Below are 14,351 nucleotides of genomic sequence, written 5' to 3'. Positions count from 1 at the left end.
CAGGCGTTACTTGAAGTTCGGACATAACGTCCGATAATGGCACTACTTTTCATTTGAGGTGTCCGGGATATTGACACCGGCCGAAGAGCGCATCACTCTCATCGCATCTTGCTAATCCGATTTAACAACGGAGCTGAGCAGCTGATGCCTGAACGCCGCGTGACCATGGCCGACGTGGCCCGCAGGGCGGGCGTCTCGCCGACGACCGCGTCGTTCGCTCTCTCCGGCCGCACCGACATGCGCATCTCCGACGCCTCCCGCGAACGCGTGCTGGAGGCCGCCCGCGAGCTGGGCTACCGCCCCAACGTCACCGCACGCAGCCTGCGGACGAAGTCGACCCAGACCATCGGGTTCGTGTCGGACCGGATCACCACGACACCGTTCGCCGGCGATGTGATCCGCGGCGCACTGGAGGCTGCCAGGGAACGGGACCACCTGCTGTTCATCACGGAGGCCGGCGGGGACCGCGCCGCCGAGTCGTCGCTGGTCCACGCACTGCTGGACCGCCAGGTCGATGCGGTGATCTACGCGTCGATGTTCACCCGGTACGTCACTCCGCCCAAGGAGCTGTACGGGCACCGGGTGGTCCTGCTGAACTGCCTGGCCCCCGGCTTCGATGCGCCGTCAGTCGTCCCGGACGAGCTGGAGGCCGGCCGGGACGCGGCCCGTGCCCTGCTCGCGGCCGGCCGCACCGAGGGCATCTGGTCGATCGGCGGCCACCAGGCCGTTCCGGCCACGCCCGAGGGGATTGTCGCCGGCAACGAGCGCATGCGCGGCCTGGAGGAGGTTCTGCGGGCGGGCGGGGCTCGCCTGGACGGTGTCGTCGAGTGCGACTGGGATACGCGCGACGGCTACCGGGAGGTTGCCGCGCTGCTGGCGGCGGGCCATCGTCCACGGGCGCTGGTGTGCCTGACCGACCGTCTCTCCTTCGGGGCCTACCAGGCGCTCGGTGAGGCGGGTCTGTCGGTGCCCGGCGACGTGTCGGTGGTCTCCTTCGACGATCAGGACATCGCGTCCCAACTGCGCCCGGCGCTGACCACGCTGAAACTGCCGCACTACCAACTCGGCCACCTTGCCGTGGAGTTGATCCTCAGCGAGGGGCCGCTCGAAGCAGTCGTACACCGTGTGCCCATGCCGCTGCAGGAACGTGCCTCCATCGGCACCCCCGCCAAGGGCTGACACCGGCACCCGAAAAACGGCTGTCCCGCCGCTCGGAGCGAAGATCCCCGGGCGGCGGGACGACCACCAAGAACAGCGACCGTCGCAACCGGTCGCAAGGCGGGTCCTGCAAGACCCGTCTCAGTGAGATGGAGGAACCTCGTGGTGTGGAGAACCAGGCACCTCGCCAGTGCGAGTGTAGCCGTCGCGGCGGCTACCGCGCTGGTCGCCGGATGCGCGTCCGGAAGCGGCGGCAGCACGTCCGGAGCCAGCGGCGACACGCTGACGCTGTGGACGCACAACGCCGGCAACTCGGCCGAGCTCGACGTCGTCAAGAAGATCATCAAGGAGTTCAACGGCTCTCAGAGCAAGTACAAGGTCAAGCTCCAGGCGTTCCCGCAGAGCGACTACAACAACTCCGTCGTGGCAGCGGCTTCGGCCCGCAAGCTGCCCTGCCTGCTCGACGTGGACGGCCCCAACGTGCCGAACTGGGCCTGGGGCGGCTATTTGTCCCCGATCGACGTCTCCGGCAGCGAGGTACCGCTGTCCGACCAGCTGGCCAGTACCGTCGGCCGCTACAAGGACAAGGTCTACGCGTTCGGCTTCTACGACGTCTCCCTCACCTTCTTCGCCCGCAAGTCAGTGCTGAACAAGTACGACATCCGCATCCCGACCATCGACAAACCCTGGACGAAGGCCGAATTCGACTCCGCGCTGGCCAAGCTGAAGAAGAGTGGCCAGTTCCAGTACCCGCTGGAGATGGGCACCGGCGGCAGCGGCGAGTGGTGGCCTTATGCCTACTCCCCGCAGCTGCAGAGCTTCGGCGGCGATCTGATCGACCGTGACGGCTACAAGACCACCTCGGGCACCCTCGACGGCACGAGCTCCGTGGAGTGGGCATCCTGGTTCCGCTCGCTGGTGACCAAGGGCTACCTGTCGAAGAAGTCCGGAGCCGACCCGAACAAGGACTTCCTGGGCGGCAAGAGCGCCATCCAGTGGGACGGCAGCTGGAACGCGGCCAAGAACGCCGAGAAGCTCGGCGAGGACCTGGCGATCATCCCGCCGGTCGACTTCGGTCACGGACCCAAGATCGGCGGCGCCTCCTGGCAGTGGGCAATGAGCTCCACCTGCTCCAACAAGGCCGGCGCGCAGGCGTGGCTGAAGTTCTCCCGCCAGACCAAGTACTTCGTCGACTACGCCGAGGCCACCAGCACCATCCCGGCCACCGACGCCGCCGCCAAGCAGGTCGAGGACTACCAGCCAGGCGGGAAGTTCAACGTACTCGTCCAGTTCGCGCGCAAGTACGCGGTGGTGCGCCCCGTCACTCCGGCCTACCCCTACATCTCCACCGAATTCCAGAAGGCCGCCCAGGACATCCTGGCCGGGGCCGACCCCAAGAGCGCGCTCGGCCAGGCCGCGAAGGACATCGACAACAACCTGAAGACGAACAACCACTACTCAGGCTGACCCGCCCCGGTCCGGTTCGGGCCCCCGACCGCGCCCAAGCGCTCCGCTGAACTGCCGCGATATGCCGTCGATTGGCTGCGGCACCATCGTGGCTGGTCGCTCCCCACTCTCGGCTTCTCCCCCACTCTCGGCTTCGCTCGAGCGGGCGGACCCCCAAGAGCGGGGGGACGCCCATCGCGCCAGAGCCGCATGTGTCACGGCCCCGCGTCCCTTCGGGGCGCTGCCGAACCGCAGCGGACTTCGCCAGACCTGCTCAGCCGCGCCGCCTGAACCGGACCGTCTCCCCCTGGAGTTACCGTGACCACCATGATCGCAGCCCTCGCGCGGCTGCGTCCGGTCCGGCGAACCCGAACGACGCACGCCCGTCGCCGTGAGAGTCTCACCGCTTTCGGCATGGCCACACCGGCCGTCGTGCTGCTGATCGTCTTCCTCGTCGTACCGGTCGCCCTCGCCTTCGCCCTGGCGTTCACCGACGCACGGCTCATCTCGCCCACCCCGGCCCGCTTCGTGGGCCTTCGGAACTTCACCCTGCTCCTCCAGGACCCGGTCTTCTACAAGTCCCTGCGCAACACGGCGTACTTCGCGGCCGTCGTCGTCCCGCTCCAGGCCGGGCTCGCCCTGGTGCTCGCGCTGCTGGTCAACACGAAGGTGCGCGGCGTCAACTTCTTCCGCACCGTCTACTTCCTGCCGGTCGTCACCTCGATGGTCGTCGTGTCCCTCCTGTGGACCTTCCTCTACCGGCAGGACGGCCTGGTCAACAACGTGCTCTCGACGCTCACCTTCGGAGCCGTCGACGGCCCGGACTGGCTGGGCGACCCCGCCACCGCCATGCCCGTCATCATCCTGATGTCGGTCTGGCAGGGCGTCGGCTTCCACATGATCATCTGGCTGGCCGGCCTGCAGACCATCCCCGCCGAGCTGTACGAGGCCGCCGACCTGGACGGGGCCGGCCGCTGGCACCGCTTCCGCCACGTCACCTGGCCCGGACTGCGCGCCACCCGCACGTTCGTGCTGGTCACCATCACCATCGCGGCGTTCAGCCTCTTCACCCAGATCAGGGTGATGACGCAAGGCGGCCCGCTCGACTCCACCACCACCGTCGTCTACCAGGCGGTGCACACCGGCTACGACCAGCAGCAGACCGCGTACGCGGCGGCGATCTCGCTGGTCTTCTTCGTGCTCGTGCTGACCGTGTCCCTCGTCCAGCGTTTCCTGACCCGGGAGAAGGACTGACATGACCTCCCTCCTCAAGCACCTCGGCGGTCACACCGGCCGTGTCGTCCTGGCCCTGGTCTTCGCGCTTCCGCTCGTCTTCATGCTGGTCTCGTCGTTCAAAGCGGACGACCAGATCTTCGGCGACCTCGGCTCCCCGCGCGCCTTCCTGCCGGTCGGCGCCCTGTCGCTGGACAACTACACGGGCGTGTTCGAGCGCGTCCCGGCGGCACGGTTCCTGCTGAACTCCGTGCTGATCTCGTCGATCACCGTGGTGCTCGGCATCATCGTCAACAGCCTGGCCGCCTTCGCCCTGTCACGGATGCGCTGGCCCGGCAGGAAGCTCGTCCTGACGGCTGTCATCGCCACCCTCATCGTGCCGTTCGAGACCTTCGCCCTGCCGCTGGTGTGGTGGGTCAACCAACTGCCGCTGCTCCGCCTCAACGGCTTCCACCTGGAGTGGACCACCGGCTGGATGGACACCTACCAGGTCCAGATCGTGCCGTTCGTCGCCAACGCGTTCTCGATCTTCTTCTTCCACCAGTACTTCCAGAGCATCCCCAAGGAACTCGACGAGGCGGCGATCGTGGACGGCGCGGGCTGGTTCACCATCTACCGCCGCATCGTCATGCCGCTGTCCGGGCCGGCCATCGCCACGGTCGCCATCCTCACCTTCCTGCCCGCCTGGAACTCCTACCTGTGGCCGCTGATGGTCGTGCAGAGCGAGGACCTGCGGCCGGTGATGGTGGGCATCTCCTACTTCTTCCAACTGAACGTGGGCTGGGGCCAGATCATGGCGTACTCCTCCATGATCACCGTGCCGATCCTGGCCCTGTTCGTGGCCTTCCAACGATCGTTCGTCAACAGCATCGCCTCCACCGGCGTCAAGGGCTGACCGCACTCCTTCGCCCCCACACCGAAAGGACACCTGCGTGTCCGTCATGCCCGCAGACCCCCACCTGCCCGTCGCGCACCTGCGCCCGCCCCGCAACTGGATCAACGACCCCAACGGGCTGGCCTTCCACGACGGCCACTACCACGTGTGCTTCCAGTACAACCCGTACGGACCCGAGCACGCGAACATGCACTGGGGCCACTTCCGCAGCACCGACCTGCTGACCTGGCAGGAACTTCCCCTCGTACTGACCCCCACGCCGGGCGGAGAGGACGCCGACGGCTGCTTCTCCGGCAACGCCGTCTCCGACGGCGACCGCATGGTGGCCTTCTACTCCGCCTTCCGCACCGACCGCTGGGCCCAGCCGGTCACCACCGCCGAGTCCCGGGACAACGGTGTCACCTGGACACCGCGCGGCAGCCTGCTGATACCGGAGCTGCCCGAGGGCGCGACCATGTACCGCGACCCCTACGTATGGCGCGAGGCCGGCCGCTGGCGCATGCTGGTCGGCTCCGCCCAGGCGGACGGCCGGGCGGCGGCACTGCTGTACGAGTCCGGGGACCTGGAGCATTGGGAGTACGAGGGCCCGTTCCTTGACCGGGCCCCGCAGCCGGTGGCGCCGGGCGCCGACACGGAGCTGGGCTGGGAGTGCCCCCAGTACCTGCACGCGGACGGACGCGGCGCGCTGCTCCTGGGCGCCTGGGATCCGCAGCTCGGACCGCGCCGGACCGTCGTCTATCCCGGGCGCGAGCAGGACGGCCGTTTCCTGGCCGACGCCCCGGCCCTGCTCGACCACGGCCCCGACTTCTACGCCCCGGCGCTGCTGCACGCCCCCGATGGCCGGTGGCTGCTGTGGGGCTGGTCGTGGGAGGCCCGCGACCCGGGGTGGGTACGGGAGGCCGGCTGGGCCGGGCTGCTGACACTGCCGCGCGAGGTGACACTCGCCGAGGACGGCTCCGTACGACAGCGACCTGCCGTGGAACTCCTCTCGCTGCGCGACGCGCGCGCGGTGACCGCTGCCGGCGAGACCGCCGGAACGGCCGCGCTGGGGACGGTAGGCCCGAGCTTCGACCTGACGGCCCGTCTGGAGCCCCGCGCCGCCGGGACGACAGCGGGGCTGCGGCTGGTGACCTCCGCCGACGGCGCCGAGTACCTCGACATCAGGATCGACCCTGCCGCCGGTGAGCTCGTCGTGGACCGTGACCACGCCTCCCTCGACCCGCGCGCGCACGGCGGCACGTATCGCCTCCCCTGCCCCGAGGCGACGACAGCGTCCGCAGCCCCGATCGAACTGCGTCTGGTCGTGGACCGGTCCGTCGCCGAGCTCTACCTGCCGTCAGGCCGGACGCTGACACTGCGGTTCTACCCCACCGGCGGCACCCCCTGGCGGATCGAGGCCCGAGCCGGAGACGAGGGAAGCCTCGGCTACACGGTCGCCGCCTGGAACCTTCGGCCGTACACCATGCGGTATGCGGCCGACGCGCGCGCCGAATCCGCGCTCACGAACGTCGGTCTCGTCAGCCCTTGATGACGAACATGAGCCGTCGGGGGCGGCGCCCGTCGCGAAGCCCCTGGGCCGGGTCGGCGCCCGGGTCGGGGCTCGCGGGTCCGGACTGTGGGCGGCTGCGTAAGGTCAATGTCGTACAGACACTCTTGGACGGAGGAGCGCCGCCGTGACCGGTCAGCCCATCCCGGTGATCATCGACTGCGACACCGGTGTCGACGACGCCCTGGCCCTGCTGTTCGCCGTACGACATCCCGGTCTCGACGTGCGGGCGGTGACCTGCGTGGCCGGGAACACCGATGTGGACGGGGTCGTCCGCAACACCCTGACCGTGCTGGAGCAGGCCGGGGCGCCCGGCATTCCGGTGGCCCGGGGTGCCGAGCGGCCGCTGATCGAACCGGTGCGGACGGCGCGGCACGTGCACGGCCAGGACGGGATGGGCGACCTCGGGCTGCCCGCGCCGACCCGGGTGCCGGTCGACGTGGACGCGGTGACGCTGCTGCGGCGGGAGATCCTCGCCTCGCCGAGACCGGTCACCCTGATTCCCACCGCGCCACTGACCAACATCGCGCTGCTCCTGCGTACGCACCCGGAAGTCGTACGGAACATCGAGCGGATCGTGTTCATGGGCGGCGCGGTGGCGGCCGGGAACGCCACGCCGGTCGCGGAGTTCAACGTGTGGCACGACCCGGAGGCCGCCGCCATCCTGCTCACCGCCGGAGTGCCGATCACGATGTACGGCCTCGACGTGTTCCAGCAGGTCCTCGTCCCGGCCGCGGATGTCCAGAGGCTGCGCGCGAGTTCGGAGCCCCGGCTGCGGCTGGCCGGCGAACTGCTCGCCCACCGCGACCCGGCCACCTCCGGCGACCCCACCCCCATGGGCGGCCTCGGTGACGCGGGCGCGATCTGCGCGGTCGTCGACCCGGAAGGCATCACCACCGAGCCGTTGCCGGTCGAGGTGAGCCTGGCCCCCGGCCCCGCCCGGGGTCAGACGATCGTCGACCGCCGCCCGCGCCCCGGCGAGGCCGAGATCCATGAGGGCGCACGCGAACAGGCCCTGGTGGACGTGGCGTTGGGCGTCGACGTGGAGCGGTACGTGATGCTGTGGCTGACGACGGTGGAGAAGCCCTGACCAGCCCTGACCATGCGGAGGGGTGGCCGAATGCCGCCGTGCTCCCACTGGCGGGACTCGGCCACTGTCATGAGGGACCGCCATTCGCCGTATGATCGACCTCCCTCGGAGACCGCTCACGCTGCGGGTGCACGTGTTTCAAGCACCGATCACGACATGTCGCCCGTCACCAATGACCCCGCCCTGCGGCCTGTTGCCCATCGAGGCCGGGGTGACTGCAGTTGTTCAGCGGCGGGCGAGGAGCCCGTACAGGAGAGGAATGCGTGCGGAACTGTCCGGCAGGCGCCACCAGCCGGAGGAGGTGCGGCGCATCTCGGGCCAGCGCGGCCACGGCAGTTCGTCACTCTCTCGCAGCCGCTCGATCCGCAGGCCCGCCCCCACCAGGGCGTTGACGACCTCGCCCACGCCGTGCATCCACTCGAAACTGTCGGTGGCGCCTGCCACGGCCGGGCCGTCCGTGTACGTGTACCTGGCGTCCCGGTGCACGGCTGTCCCGCTCCCCAAGTAGTCGTGGCGCAGCAGGAGTTCGGAGCCTTCGCCCTCGGCGGGCTTGGGCCCCAGCGAGTTGAGGAGCGGATGGAACTCGGCGATGTACAACCGGCCGTCGGGTCGCAGGAGTCGAGCGATCGTCGCGGCCCAGCGGTCCAGGTCGGGCAGGTAGCACAGGGCGCCCCTGCCGGTGTAGACGACGTCGAACCGCCGCTCGCCAAGGGCCTCACCTGCGTCGTACACATTGGCCCGTACGTATTCGACGTCGGCGCCCGCTCGTTGGGCGATGCCGGCCGCGGCCCTGACCGATGCCTCGGAGATGTCGAGGCCGACCGCTCGGGCCCCGCGCTGAGCCAAGGCGATCGTCTCGGTGCCGAGGTGGCACTGGAGGTGCAGCACGTCGCGGCCGGACAGATCGCCGAGGTCCTCCCACTCCCAGTCGGCGAACCACCGGGCCGGCTCGAGGGGCTTGTCCAGGCCGTAGAACTGGCTGGCCAGGTGGACGGGCGTCCGGGCGTCCCAGTTCGCTTGATTGGCCCGCATCATCTGCTCGTCGGCGGGGTCCAACGGCTCCTGTCGCATACTCGCGTCGGTCATGAGGCCATCCAACCGCGGACAGGCGTGAGGGTGGGCAGAACTTCGGTTCGGGTGAACGGCGGGCTGGCGGTGCCGACCTCGTCCGTGGGGCGGTCGCGCACCGGCATCAGAACTGCCGAGTGCCTCACCTGCCGCCTCAGGCCGTCCTCGTCCGCCCTTGAAGCGTGATCCACCGTGACCCACCTCGCGGTGATCGACCTCTGCACCTGTCCGTGGCCCTGTCATTTCGGTGGTCCGGCAGGGGCCGGTGCCGGACCAGGCTGCCCGAGTCGCGCCGGCGTATCACCGGTTCTGGCCCGCGATCACCCCTTCGCGACGTTGTACACGAGGTGTGTCACGCGGTCGCCGCGGACGACCGGAGAAGGCTTGTCGAGACGGATCGGGTCGGCCAGGGGGCAGGTCGCGAAAGAACGCCGAACCCTCCGACGACCCGGTCGCAGGCGTACTCCAGTGCGGCGCTGATGGCTGCCTCGACGCCGCCGACGAAGGTGAACGGCGCGGTGTCGGTCGCGCTTTCATTTCTTCGGCGGTTCGTGCGTGCAGTATCGCGGTGCCCCAGCGGCGAAGCTCACCACCCGGGGGACACCCAGGTGGTGAGCCGGCCTCCTTTGTGCGTTCAGCAGCTGGATGTCCAGGTGTGGGAGTCGCCCCGGTCGTTGGCGGTGGCGTTGGAGGGGACCTCCTGGCCGGGGGTCAGGCAGATGGTGACGCCGCCGCCCTGCCATGCGCTCGCGTAGACCTTGACGTGGTCCTTGATACCCGGGCCCGAGATCCCGTGGTTGGCCCACGAGCTGTCCTCGTCCGCGATGTTGCCCTCCCACCAGCCGTCGTCGCCGGTCCAGCCCACGGACAGGCCGCCGTAATTGGCGTCGGTGTAGGCGCAGAAACTCCCTTCGGCACAGGGAGCTGCGGCCTGGGCCGTACCCGGTACGGCGGCCAGGGCGGCACCGGCGGCGAGGAGCGCGCCGGCCGCGGAGATGAAGGTCTTGCGCATGATGTCGGTCCTTTCGATAGGGAACGCCGTGCGGTTGGGCGATCTCGATGTTTCGGTGATTTCGGTGCTTCGGTGATCTTGGTGCGTGAAGCCGAGTGGCCCCCGACGGGACGCACTCGCTGAACCCGGTGCTCTGGTCGACCGGTCGACCGGCCATGGCTCCGGGAGTCTGGTTGTGGTGACGCGGCGCGCGGCACCGCGGGACAGCGCGGCTGCGGAGGCGGCGAGGCGGCGTTTGCTGGGCTTGAAGGCGGTGCAGCGGTCTGCGGGGAAACCTCATAGGTGAAGCACCGGCTGGGCCGCGGGCCTCGGTGATGTCGGTGGTGTCGGTCGCAGGGAGATGCGCTCAGAGGCCGTGCCGGACGGCATGGCGCAGGCCGCGTTCACGCATCCGCCGGTGGTCGGCGACCAGGTCGGCGTACTCGGCCCGTACGTCGGCCGCGTGGCGCTTCTCCAGCCGGGCGCCGGTGCCTGCGAGGTCCGTGCTCCGCACACACCGTGCCTCGGCGACGGCGTACCGCCGCTGTAGACCCGTGGCCTGGCGCGGCTCGAGGTCGCGGGCACGGCGCTGCCATGCGTTGCGCAGCTCTCCCGGGTCCTCGGCCTTCTGCACCGGGGCTACGCAGCGCGCCCACCGGGCGAGCGCGGCCCGGTACGCCGCGTCCCGGGTCACGCGGTGGTGAGCGGCGGCCTCGAGGTTGTTGACCGCGACCTCGGCACGGAACCAGCGCGCCTGGTCGCCGTAGAGGACACGTTGTGCTTCAGCGAGGCAGCCGTCGCTGTTGGCCGTGACGACCAGTCCGGTGGCCGTCCGGGTGGACAGTTCACGGCGTCCGATGCCGAACAACGCGTCGGCCAGCCGCTGTTGCCGCTCCGCCGCCTGCCTTTTGGATGCCGGCGCCTGCCCTGCCTGCTGCTGTGCCTGTTGTGTCGGCTGTGCCTGTTGTGTCGGCTGTGCCTGCGGGGCGTCGCGGGCTCCGTCACCTCGGTCCGGGCCGCCTCCGGTCGCCGCCGCGCTGCCGAAGCCGTGCTCGGCGGCCCAGGCGGGGTCGTCGATCCCGTACGGGAACTGGCGCTGTCGTGCGGCTCCCTGGTCCTGCGCGGTACCGCTGCCGGTTCCGGTCCGGTTCGCCGACCCGCGCTGCGCCGGTGGCAGCGCCACCTTACGTTCCGTCAGGCAGCGCCGTACGAGCGCGGATTCGGCGCTCTTCAGCAGATCGTCCTGGGCCCGGGTGGACCGCGGTACGGGCCGCGACTCCCCCGCGTCATTCCCGCCCGCGCCTTCCGCGCAGCCGCCCATGGCCACCACGCACATCGACAGCGCCACCGTGGACACGAACCTCGAAGCCCGCACCGTGGCCACCCCCTGCCCGTCCGGTCCTACAGACCGGATCAGTCGTCCTCCGACTCCCCGACTCCCCCGTCGGCTCGGCTCCCATTAGAAGAGGAGAGGGAGACAGTTGTGACCCTCGGAAGTCATAGGGCGGGGCTCGGACCGGCCCGGGCGCGGGAGCCACCGCCGCCCCCCGGTTCTCCCGGGAACGGCGCGTGGGTGCCTGTCGCTCAGGGCGCTGCCGTAGCGCTGTAGAAGGCGGCCTCCTTGGCATCCGGGTCGTACGCGGCTCTGCACAGATCCAGCTGCCCATTCTCAAGTGGCCGCGCATCAGGGGCGGCGGGAGGAGTCCGCCAAGGCCGTTGCGGCGGGCATCGGGAACAGACCTCTCAGGTGAGGTGCGCGAAGACCACCAGGTTCTCGGTGTAGTCCTTCGCGTCGCGGTCGTAGTCCCCCGCGCAGGTGATGAGCCGTACCTGGGCTTGGGAGGTATCGGCGTACACGCGCCGGTCGGGAAAGCGCTCCTTGTCGAACGTCTCCACGCTGTCGACCACGAAGGAGGCTTTGCGTCCGTCCGCCCTGGCGACCTGGAAACGGTCGCCCTTCTTCAGTTCGGCGAGGTCCGCGAACACGGCCGGAGACGTCGCCGTGTCCACGTGCCCGGCGATGATCGCGGTGCCTGTCTCACCGGGGGACACGCCCTTGGCGTGCCAGCCGACGAGGTTGACGTCGTCGGCCGGAGGGGGTTCGAGCTGGCCCGACCGGCCGATGGCGAGGTCGGTGAAGGGCGCGTCGACCGAGATTCTGGGGATGAGCAGGCGGGTCGGCCTTGACCACGGCAGATGCTTTCCCGCCCCGTGCACGGCGGACGACGAGGTCGAGGCGACGGCCGGCGGAGCATGCGGCGCGCGGCCGACATCGGACGGCTCGTCATGACCGACGACGAAGCTCACCACCATGACCAGGACGGCCACGCCCCAGAACACCGTCACACCGGTGCGTGATCTCCGCTCGGGCGGCATTGGGCTGGCATCGGTAGGGGAAGGAGGACTGGCTGCCATCGGACACCACCTCTCTCGGGCACGGCAGCGGGGCTGACACAACACGCGGGAAGGCGAGCCGGGCCGCCGCGACGCGAGGCATGTGCGGCGGGCCCGGCTGCTATGGCGTCAGGCATCGGTCAGGCCACGCTGTCCGAAGCCTTCTTGCGCCGCAGCGCGTACAGACCGGTGCCGGCCACCGCCAGCACGGCCAGCCCGCCGGAGGTGACACCCGGCGTGGCGAGCGCACCGCCTCCGGTGTGCATGCCGCCGCGCGGCTTGTCGTGTTCCGGCTTCGAGCGGTCCTTGTCGTGCTCCGGCTTCCAGCGATCCTTGTCGTGGTCGCCGCTCCAGGAATCGGCGTGGCGCCCGCCGTCCCTTTCCTCGTAGGTCTGGGGGTCGTGCCTGGCGTCTCTGCCGGCGCCCCCGTCGTCCTCGCTCACCGTGGTCAGTGCTCCGCCACCGGTGTGCATCCCACCGCGGGGGGAGTCGTGCCTGCTGTCCTTGTCGTGCTCCTTGCTGTGGGCAGAGTCCTTGTGGTCCCGGTCACCCGACGCATCCGCGTAGGCGATGGGCACGGAGATCGCGAGGGCGGCCGTGGCCGCTCCGGTGACGAGCAGCATGCGGGCAGAACGCATCTGGCATTCCTTCCGTCGCAGCCGGGCAGCTGGCGCTTTGTCAGCTGACCTGACCCGGCCTTGACGTGATCCACCGTCAGCCATTCCTCACCGTGACACCATTCGGGGCGCTCAGTCGGGTTAAGGCCACACCCTGACGTCGGCATCCTGCCGCTCCCGCGGCAGGCCGTTTTTACGAAGGGCAGCTGACCAGACTGCCGGGTGTACAGAAGCTGATCTCCGCCATCGCCATGAAGCAGATCGTCGAGGCGTGCCCGTGCCCCACCTGAGGCGACGCCCAGCCGGCCCACCGGCTCAGCACTGAGCCGAATACGGGCGACGCGGAGAAGGGATGTGCCCCGCCGGCCGACGGTTTCGGGCGCCCGTGCCGCAACTGCGGTCGGCGCTGGTAGGCGGCTTGGGCGGCGAAGCAGTCGCGTCCGCCAGGTGGACGCCTGCCACTGACTCGTCGCCCTGGGAAGACCCACTCAGGTCCGATGCCGGACGTCGGAGTGCGCGGAGTGCGCGGTCAGCTTGCCGAGCAACTCGATGAGGGTCTGCTGCTCGTCCTCACTGAGAGCGCCCGCCCACTCCTGTTCACGTGCGTTGTGTGCCTGGAAGGCAGTGGCGATCGCATGCAGGCCGGCCTCGGTGAGGCCGAGCTGGACCGCGCGCCCGTCGTAGGAGGCGCGCTCCTTGCTCACCAGGCCGTCCCGTTCCAGCGTGTTCACCAGTGCCGACACGGCGGCTCGGCTCATGCCGGACAGCTCCGCGACCTTCTTCGCCTCGACCGGGCCCGACAGCCAGACGGCGAACAGCACTCGGAAGCCGGGCCATGACCAGCCGCGAGGCCTGTGTACGGCGGATTCGAGGTCGTAGACGAGCATGTTGGCCGCGCGGTGGAGGGTGAGCACCAGCCGCATGGCGAGCGGGTCGATGTCGGGGAGTTCCCGCGAGGCCCGGTCGACGGCGTGGTCGATGAACGACCAGAAGTGCAGGTGGTCGGCATCCAGCGGTTCCGGTTCCTGGGTCACAGTCGGAGTGTAGGTCGGGCGGCACCCCGGACCGAACTCGGGAAGCGGGCACGCCTCGGCACCCCGTCCAGGTTTCCGTACCGTAAAAAACCTTCGCGCGAGGGCTTCCCCAGAGATGCCGGCGGGGGTACGGTCGCAATTAGTCAAAGCATTGATTATATGCCCTGAGCAGTAGTTGTTCTGCGTTGTCCCCTGGGTCTGTCAGGGGACAGGTCTCCTCCCGGCCGTGCGTTCCGATGCGCGGCCGGGTAGCCCCGGCCGTTCCTCCCCCGTCGACGGGGACGGTGTGGCGGGCGATCGATCCGAAGGAACCTCGTATGCCCGAAGCACTCGCTCCCCCCAGTCCCGGCGCGCTGCGTGCCTGCATGTCCCGTTTCGCCACCGGCGTCACGGTGGTGTCGTACGCGACCGACAGCGGTCCGCGGGGCGCCACCATGAACTCCTTCACGTCCGTGTCCGCCGAACCGCCGCTGGTCCTGGTCAGCGTCGCCCGCCGGGCCCGCTGCCACGACCAGCTGGCCGACGGGCCCTTCTGCGTGAACATCCTCGGTGCCGAACAGGAGCAGTTGGCCCGGCTGTTCGCCGGGGCCCCGAGCACCGCGGAGCCCCGCTGGACGGAGGGCGCGCGCGTCCCCCGGCTGGCCGACCCGCTCGCCTGGGTGGAGTGCGAGCCCTGGCGGGCGTACGACGGCGGCGACCACACCCTGGTCCTCGGCCGCGTCACCGACCTCGGTCACCGCGACGGTGACGCCCTGACCTACGCCTGGAGCCGCTTCGCGTCCACGACCGAGTCGACCGACGGCATCGAGCACCTCTTCTGAAGCTCTTCCGCCCGTCCCGCCCCCTCTCAAGCCCCACCCCACTCCCCAGGAGAACCAG

Annotated in this window: 13 protein-coding genes; 7 read left to right on the top strand and 6 right to left on the bottom strand. The window is 69.8% G+C overall.

What is annotated here, in order from left to right:
* Positions 1-144: 144 nt before the first annotated feature.
* The 6 genes from ACTWQR_RS07185 to ACTWQR_RS07160 all read left to right on the top strand — a co-directional run bounded on the left by ACTWQR_RS07185 (position 145) and on the right by ACTWQR_RS07160 (position 7,368).
* A complete protein-coding gene (locus ACTWQR_RS07185; RefSeq protein WP_443226062.1) occupies positions 145-1,179 on the top strand; it encodes a LacI family DNA-binding transcriptional regulator in 1,035 nt (344 codons plus the stop codon).
* 141 nt (positions 1,180-1,320) lie between these two features.
* Complete coding sequence (locus ACTWQR_RS07180; RefSeq protein ID WP_443226061.1) at positions 1,321-2,625, top strand: extracellular solute-binding protein; 1,305 nt, start codon at positions 1,321-1,323, stop codon at positions 2,623-2,625.
* A gap of 306 nt (positions 2,626-2,931) precedes the next feature.
* Positions 2,932-3,858, top strand: a complete 927-nt coding sequence (locus ACTWQR_RS07175) for a carbohydrate ABC transporter permease (protein WP_443226060.1) — start codon at positions 2,932-2,934, stop codon at positions 3,856-3,858.
* A gap of 1 nt (position 3,859) precedes the next feature.
* Entirely contained in the window at positions 3,860-4,732 is an 873-nt protein-coding gene (locus ACTWQR_RS07170) for a carbohydrate ABC transporter permease (protein ID WP_443226059.1), read from the top strand.
* A gap of 46 nt (positions 4,733-4,778) precedes the next feature.
* Entirely contained in the window at positions 4,779-6,260 is a 1,482-nt protein-coding gene (locus ACTWQR_RS07165) for a glycoside hydrolase family 32 protein (RefSeq protein WP_443226102.1), read from the top strand.
* 145 nt (positions 6,261-6,405) lie between these two features.
* Complete coding sequence (locus ACTWQR_RS07160) at positions 6,406-7,368, top strand: nucleoside hydrolase (RefSeq protein ID WP_443226058.1); 963 nt, start codon at positions 6,406-6,408, stop codon at positions 7,366-7,368.
* A gap of 225 nt (positions 7,369-7,593) precedes the next feature.
* On the opposite strand, the gene ACTWQR_RS07155 is transcribed toward ACTWQR_RS07160, so the two are convergent.
* From ACTWQR_RS07155 to ACTWQR_RS07130, 6 genes are all read right to left on the bottom strand, one after another.
* The gene (locus tag ACTWQR_RS07155) at positions 7,594-8,454 is read right to left on the bottom strand and encodes a class I SAM-dependent methyltransferase (protein ID WP_443226057.1); all 861 of its coding nucleotides are present in this window, start codon (positions 8,452-8,454) and stop codon (positions 7,594-7,596) included.
* A 616-nt stretch (positions 8,455-9,070) separates the two neighbouring features.
* A complete protein-coding gene (locus ACTWQR_RS07150) occupies positions 9,071-9,448 on the bottom strand; it encodes a peptidase inhibitor family I36 protein (protein ID WP_443226056.1) in 378 nt (125 codons plus the stop codon).
* A gap of 346 nt (positions 9,449-9,794) precedes the next feature.
* Positions 9,795-10,802 carry a hypothetical protein gene (locus ACTWQR_RS07145; RefSeq protein WP_443226055.1) on the bottom strand — a complete coding sequence of 336 codons (1,008 nt, stop codon included), beginning with the start codon at positions 10,800-10,802 and terminating at the stop codon, positions 9,795-9,797.
* Positions 10,803-11,170: 368 nt separating this feature from the next.
* A complete protein-coding gene (locus tag ACTWQR_RS07140) occupies positions 11,171-11,842 on the bottom strand; it encodes a class F sortase (RefSeq protein WP_443226054.1) in 672 nt (223 codons plus the stop codon).
* Between the two features lie 119 nt (positions 11,843-11,961).
* Positions 11,962-12,459, bottom strand: a complete 498-nt coding sequence (locus ACTWQR_RS07135) for a hypothetical protein (RefSeq protein WP_443226053.1) — start codon at positions 12,457-12,459, stop codon at positions 11,962-11,964.
* Between the two features lie 467 nt (positions 12,460-12,926).
* Positions 12,927-13,472 (bottom strand): MarR family winged helix-turn-helix transcriptional regulator, encoded by a 546-nt coding sequence (locus ACTWQR_RS07130; protein WP_443226052.1) that lies wholly within the window; start codon positions 13,470-13,472, stop codon positions 12,927-12,929.
* 317 nt (positions 13,473-13,789) lie between these two features.
* On the opposite strand from ACTWQR_RS07130, the gene ACTWQR_RS07125 reads away from it, so the two are divergent.
* Positions 13,790-14,293: a flavin reductase family protein gene (locus ACTWQR_RS07125; protein WP_443226051.1), complete on the top strand. Its 504-nt coding sequence runs from the start codon at positions 13,790-13,792 to the stop codon at positions 14,291-14,293.
* Positions 14,294-14,351: the final 58 nt, after the last annotated feature.

Source organism: Streptomyces sp. 2A115 (genome assembly GCF_052245575.1).
In the GTDB taxonomy this organism is placed as follows: Bacteria; Actinomycetota; Actinomycetes; order Streptomycetales; family Streptomycetaceae; genus Streptomyces.
The sequence above is the reverse complement of the archived record's forward strand: the minus strand, read 5'-3'. Positions and strand labels throughout refer to the sequence as shown.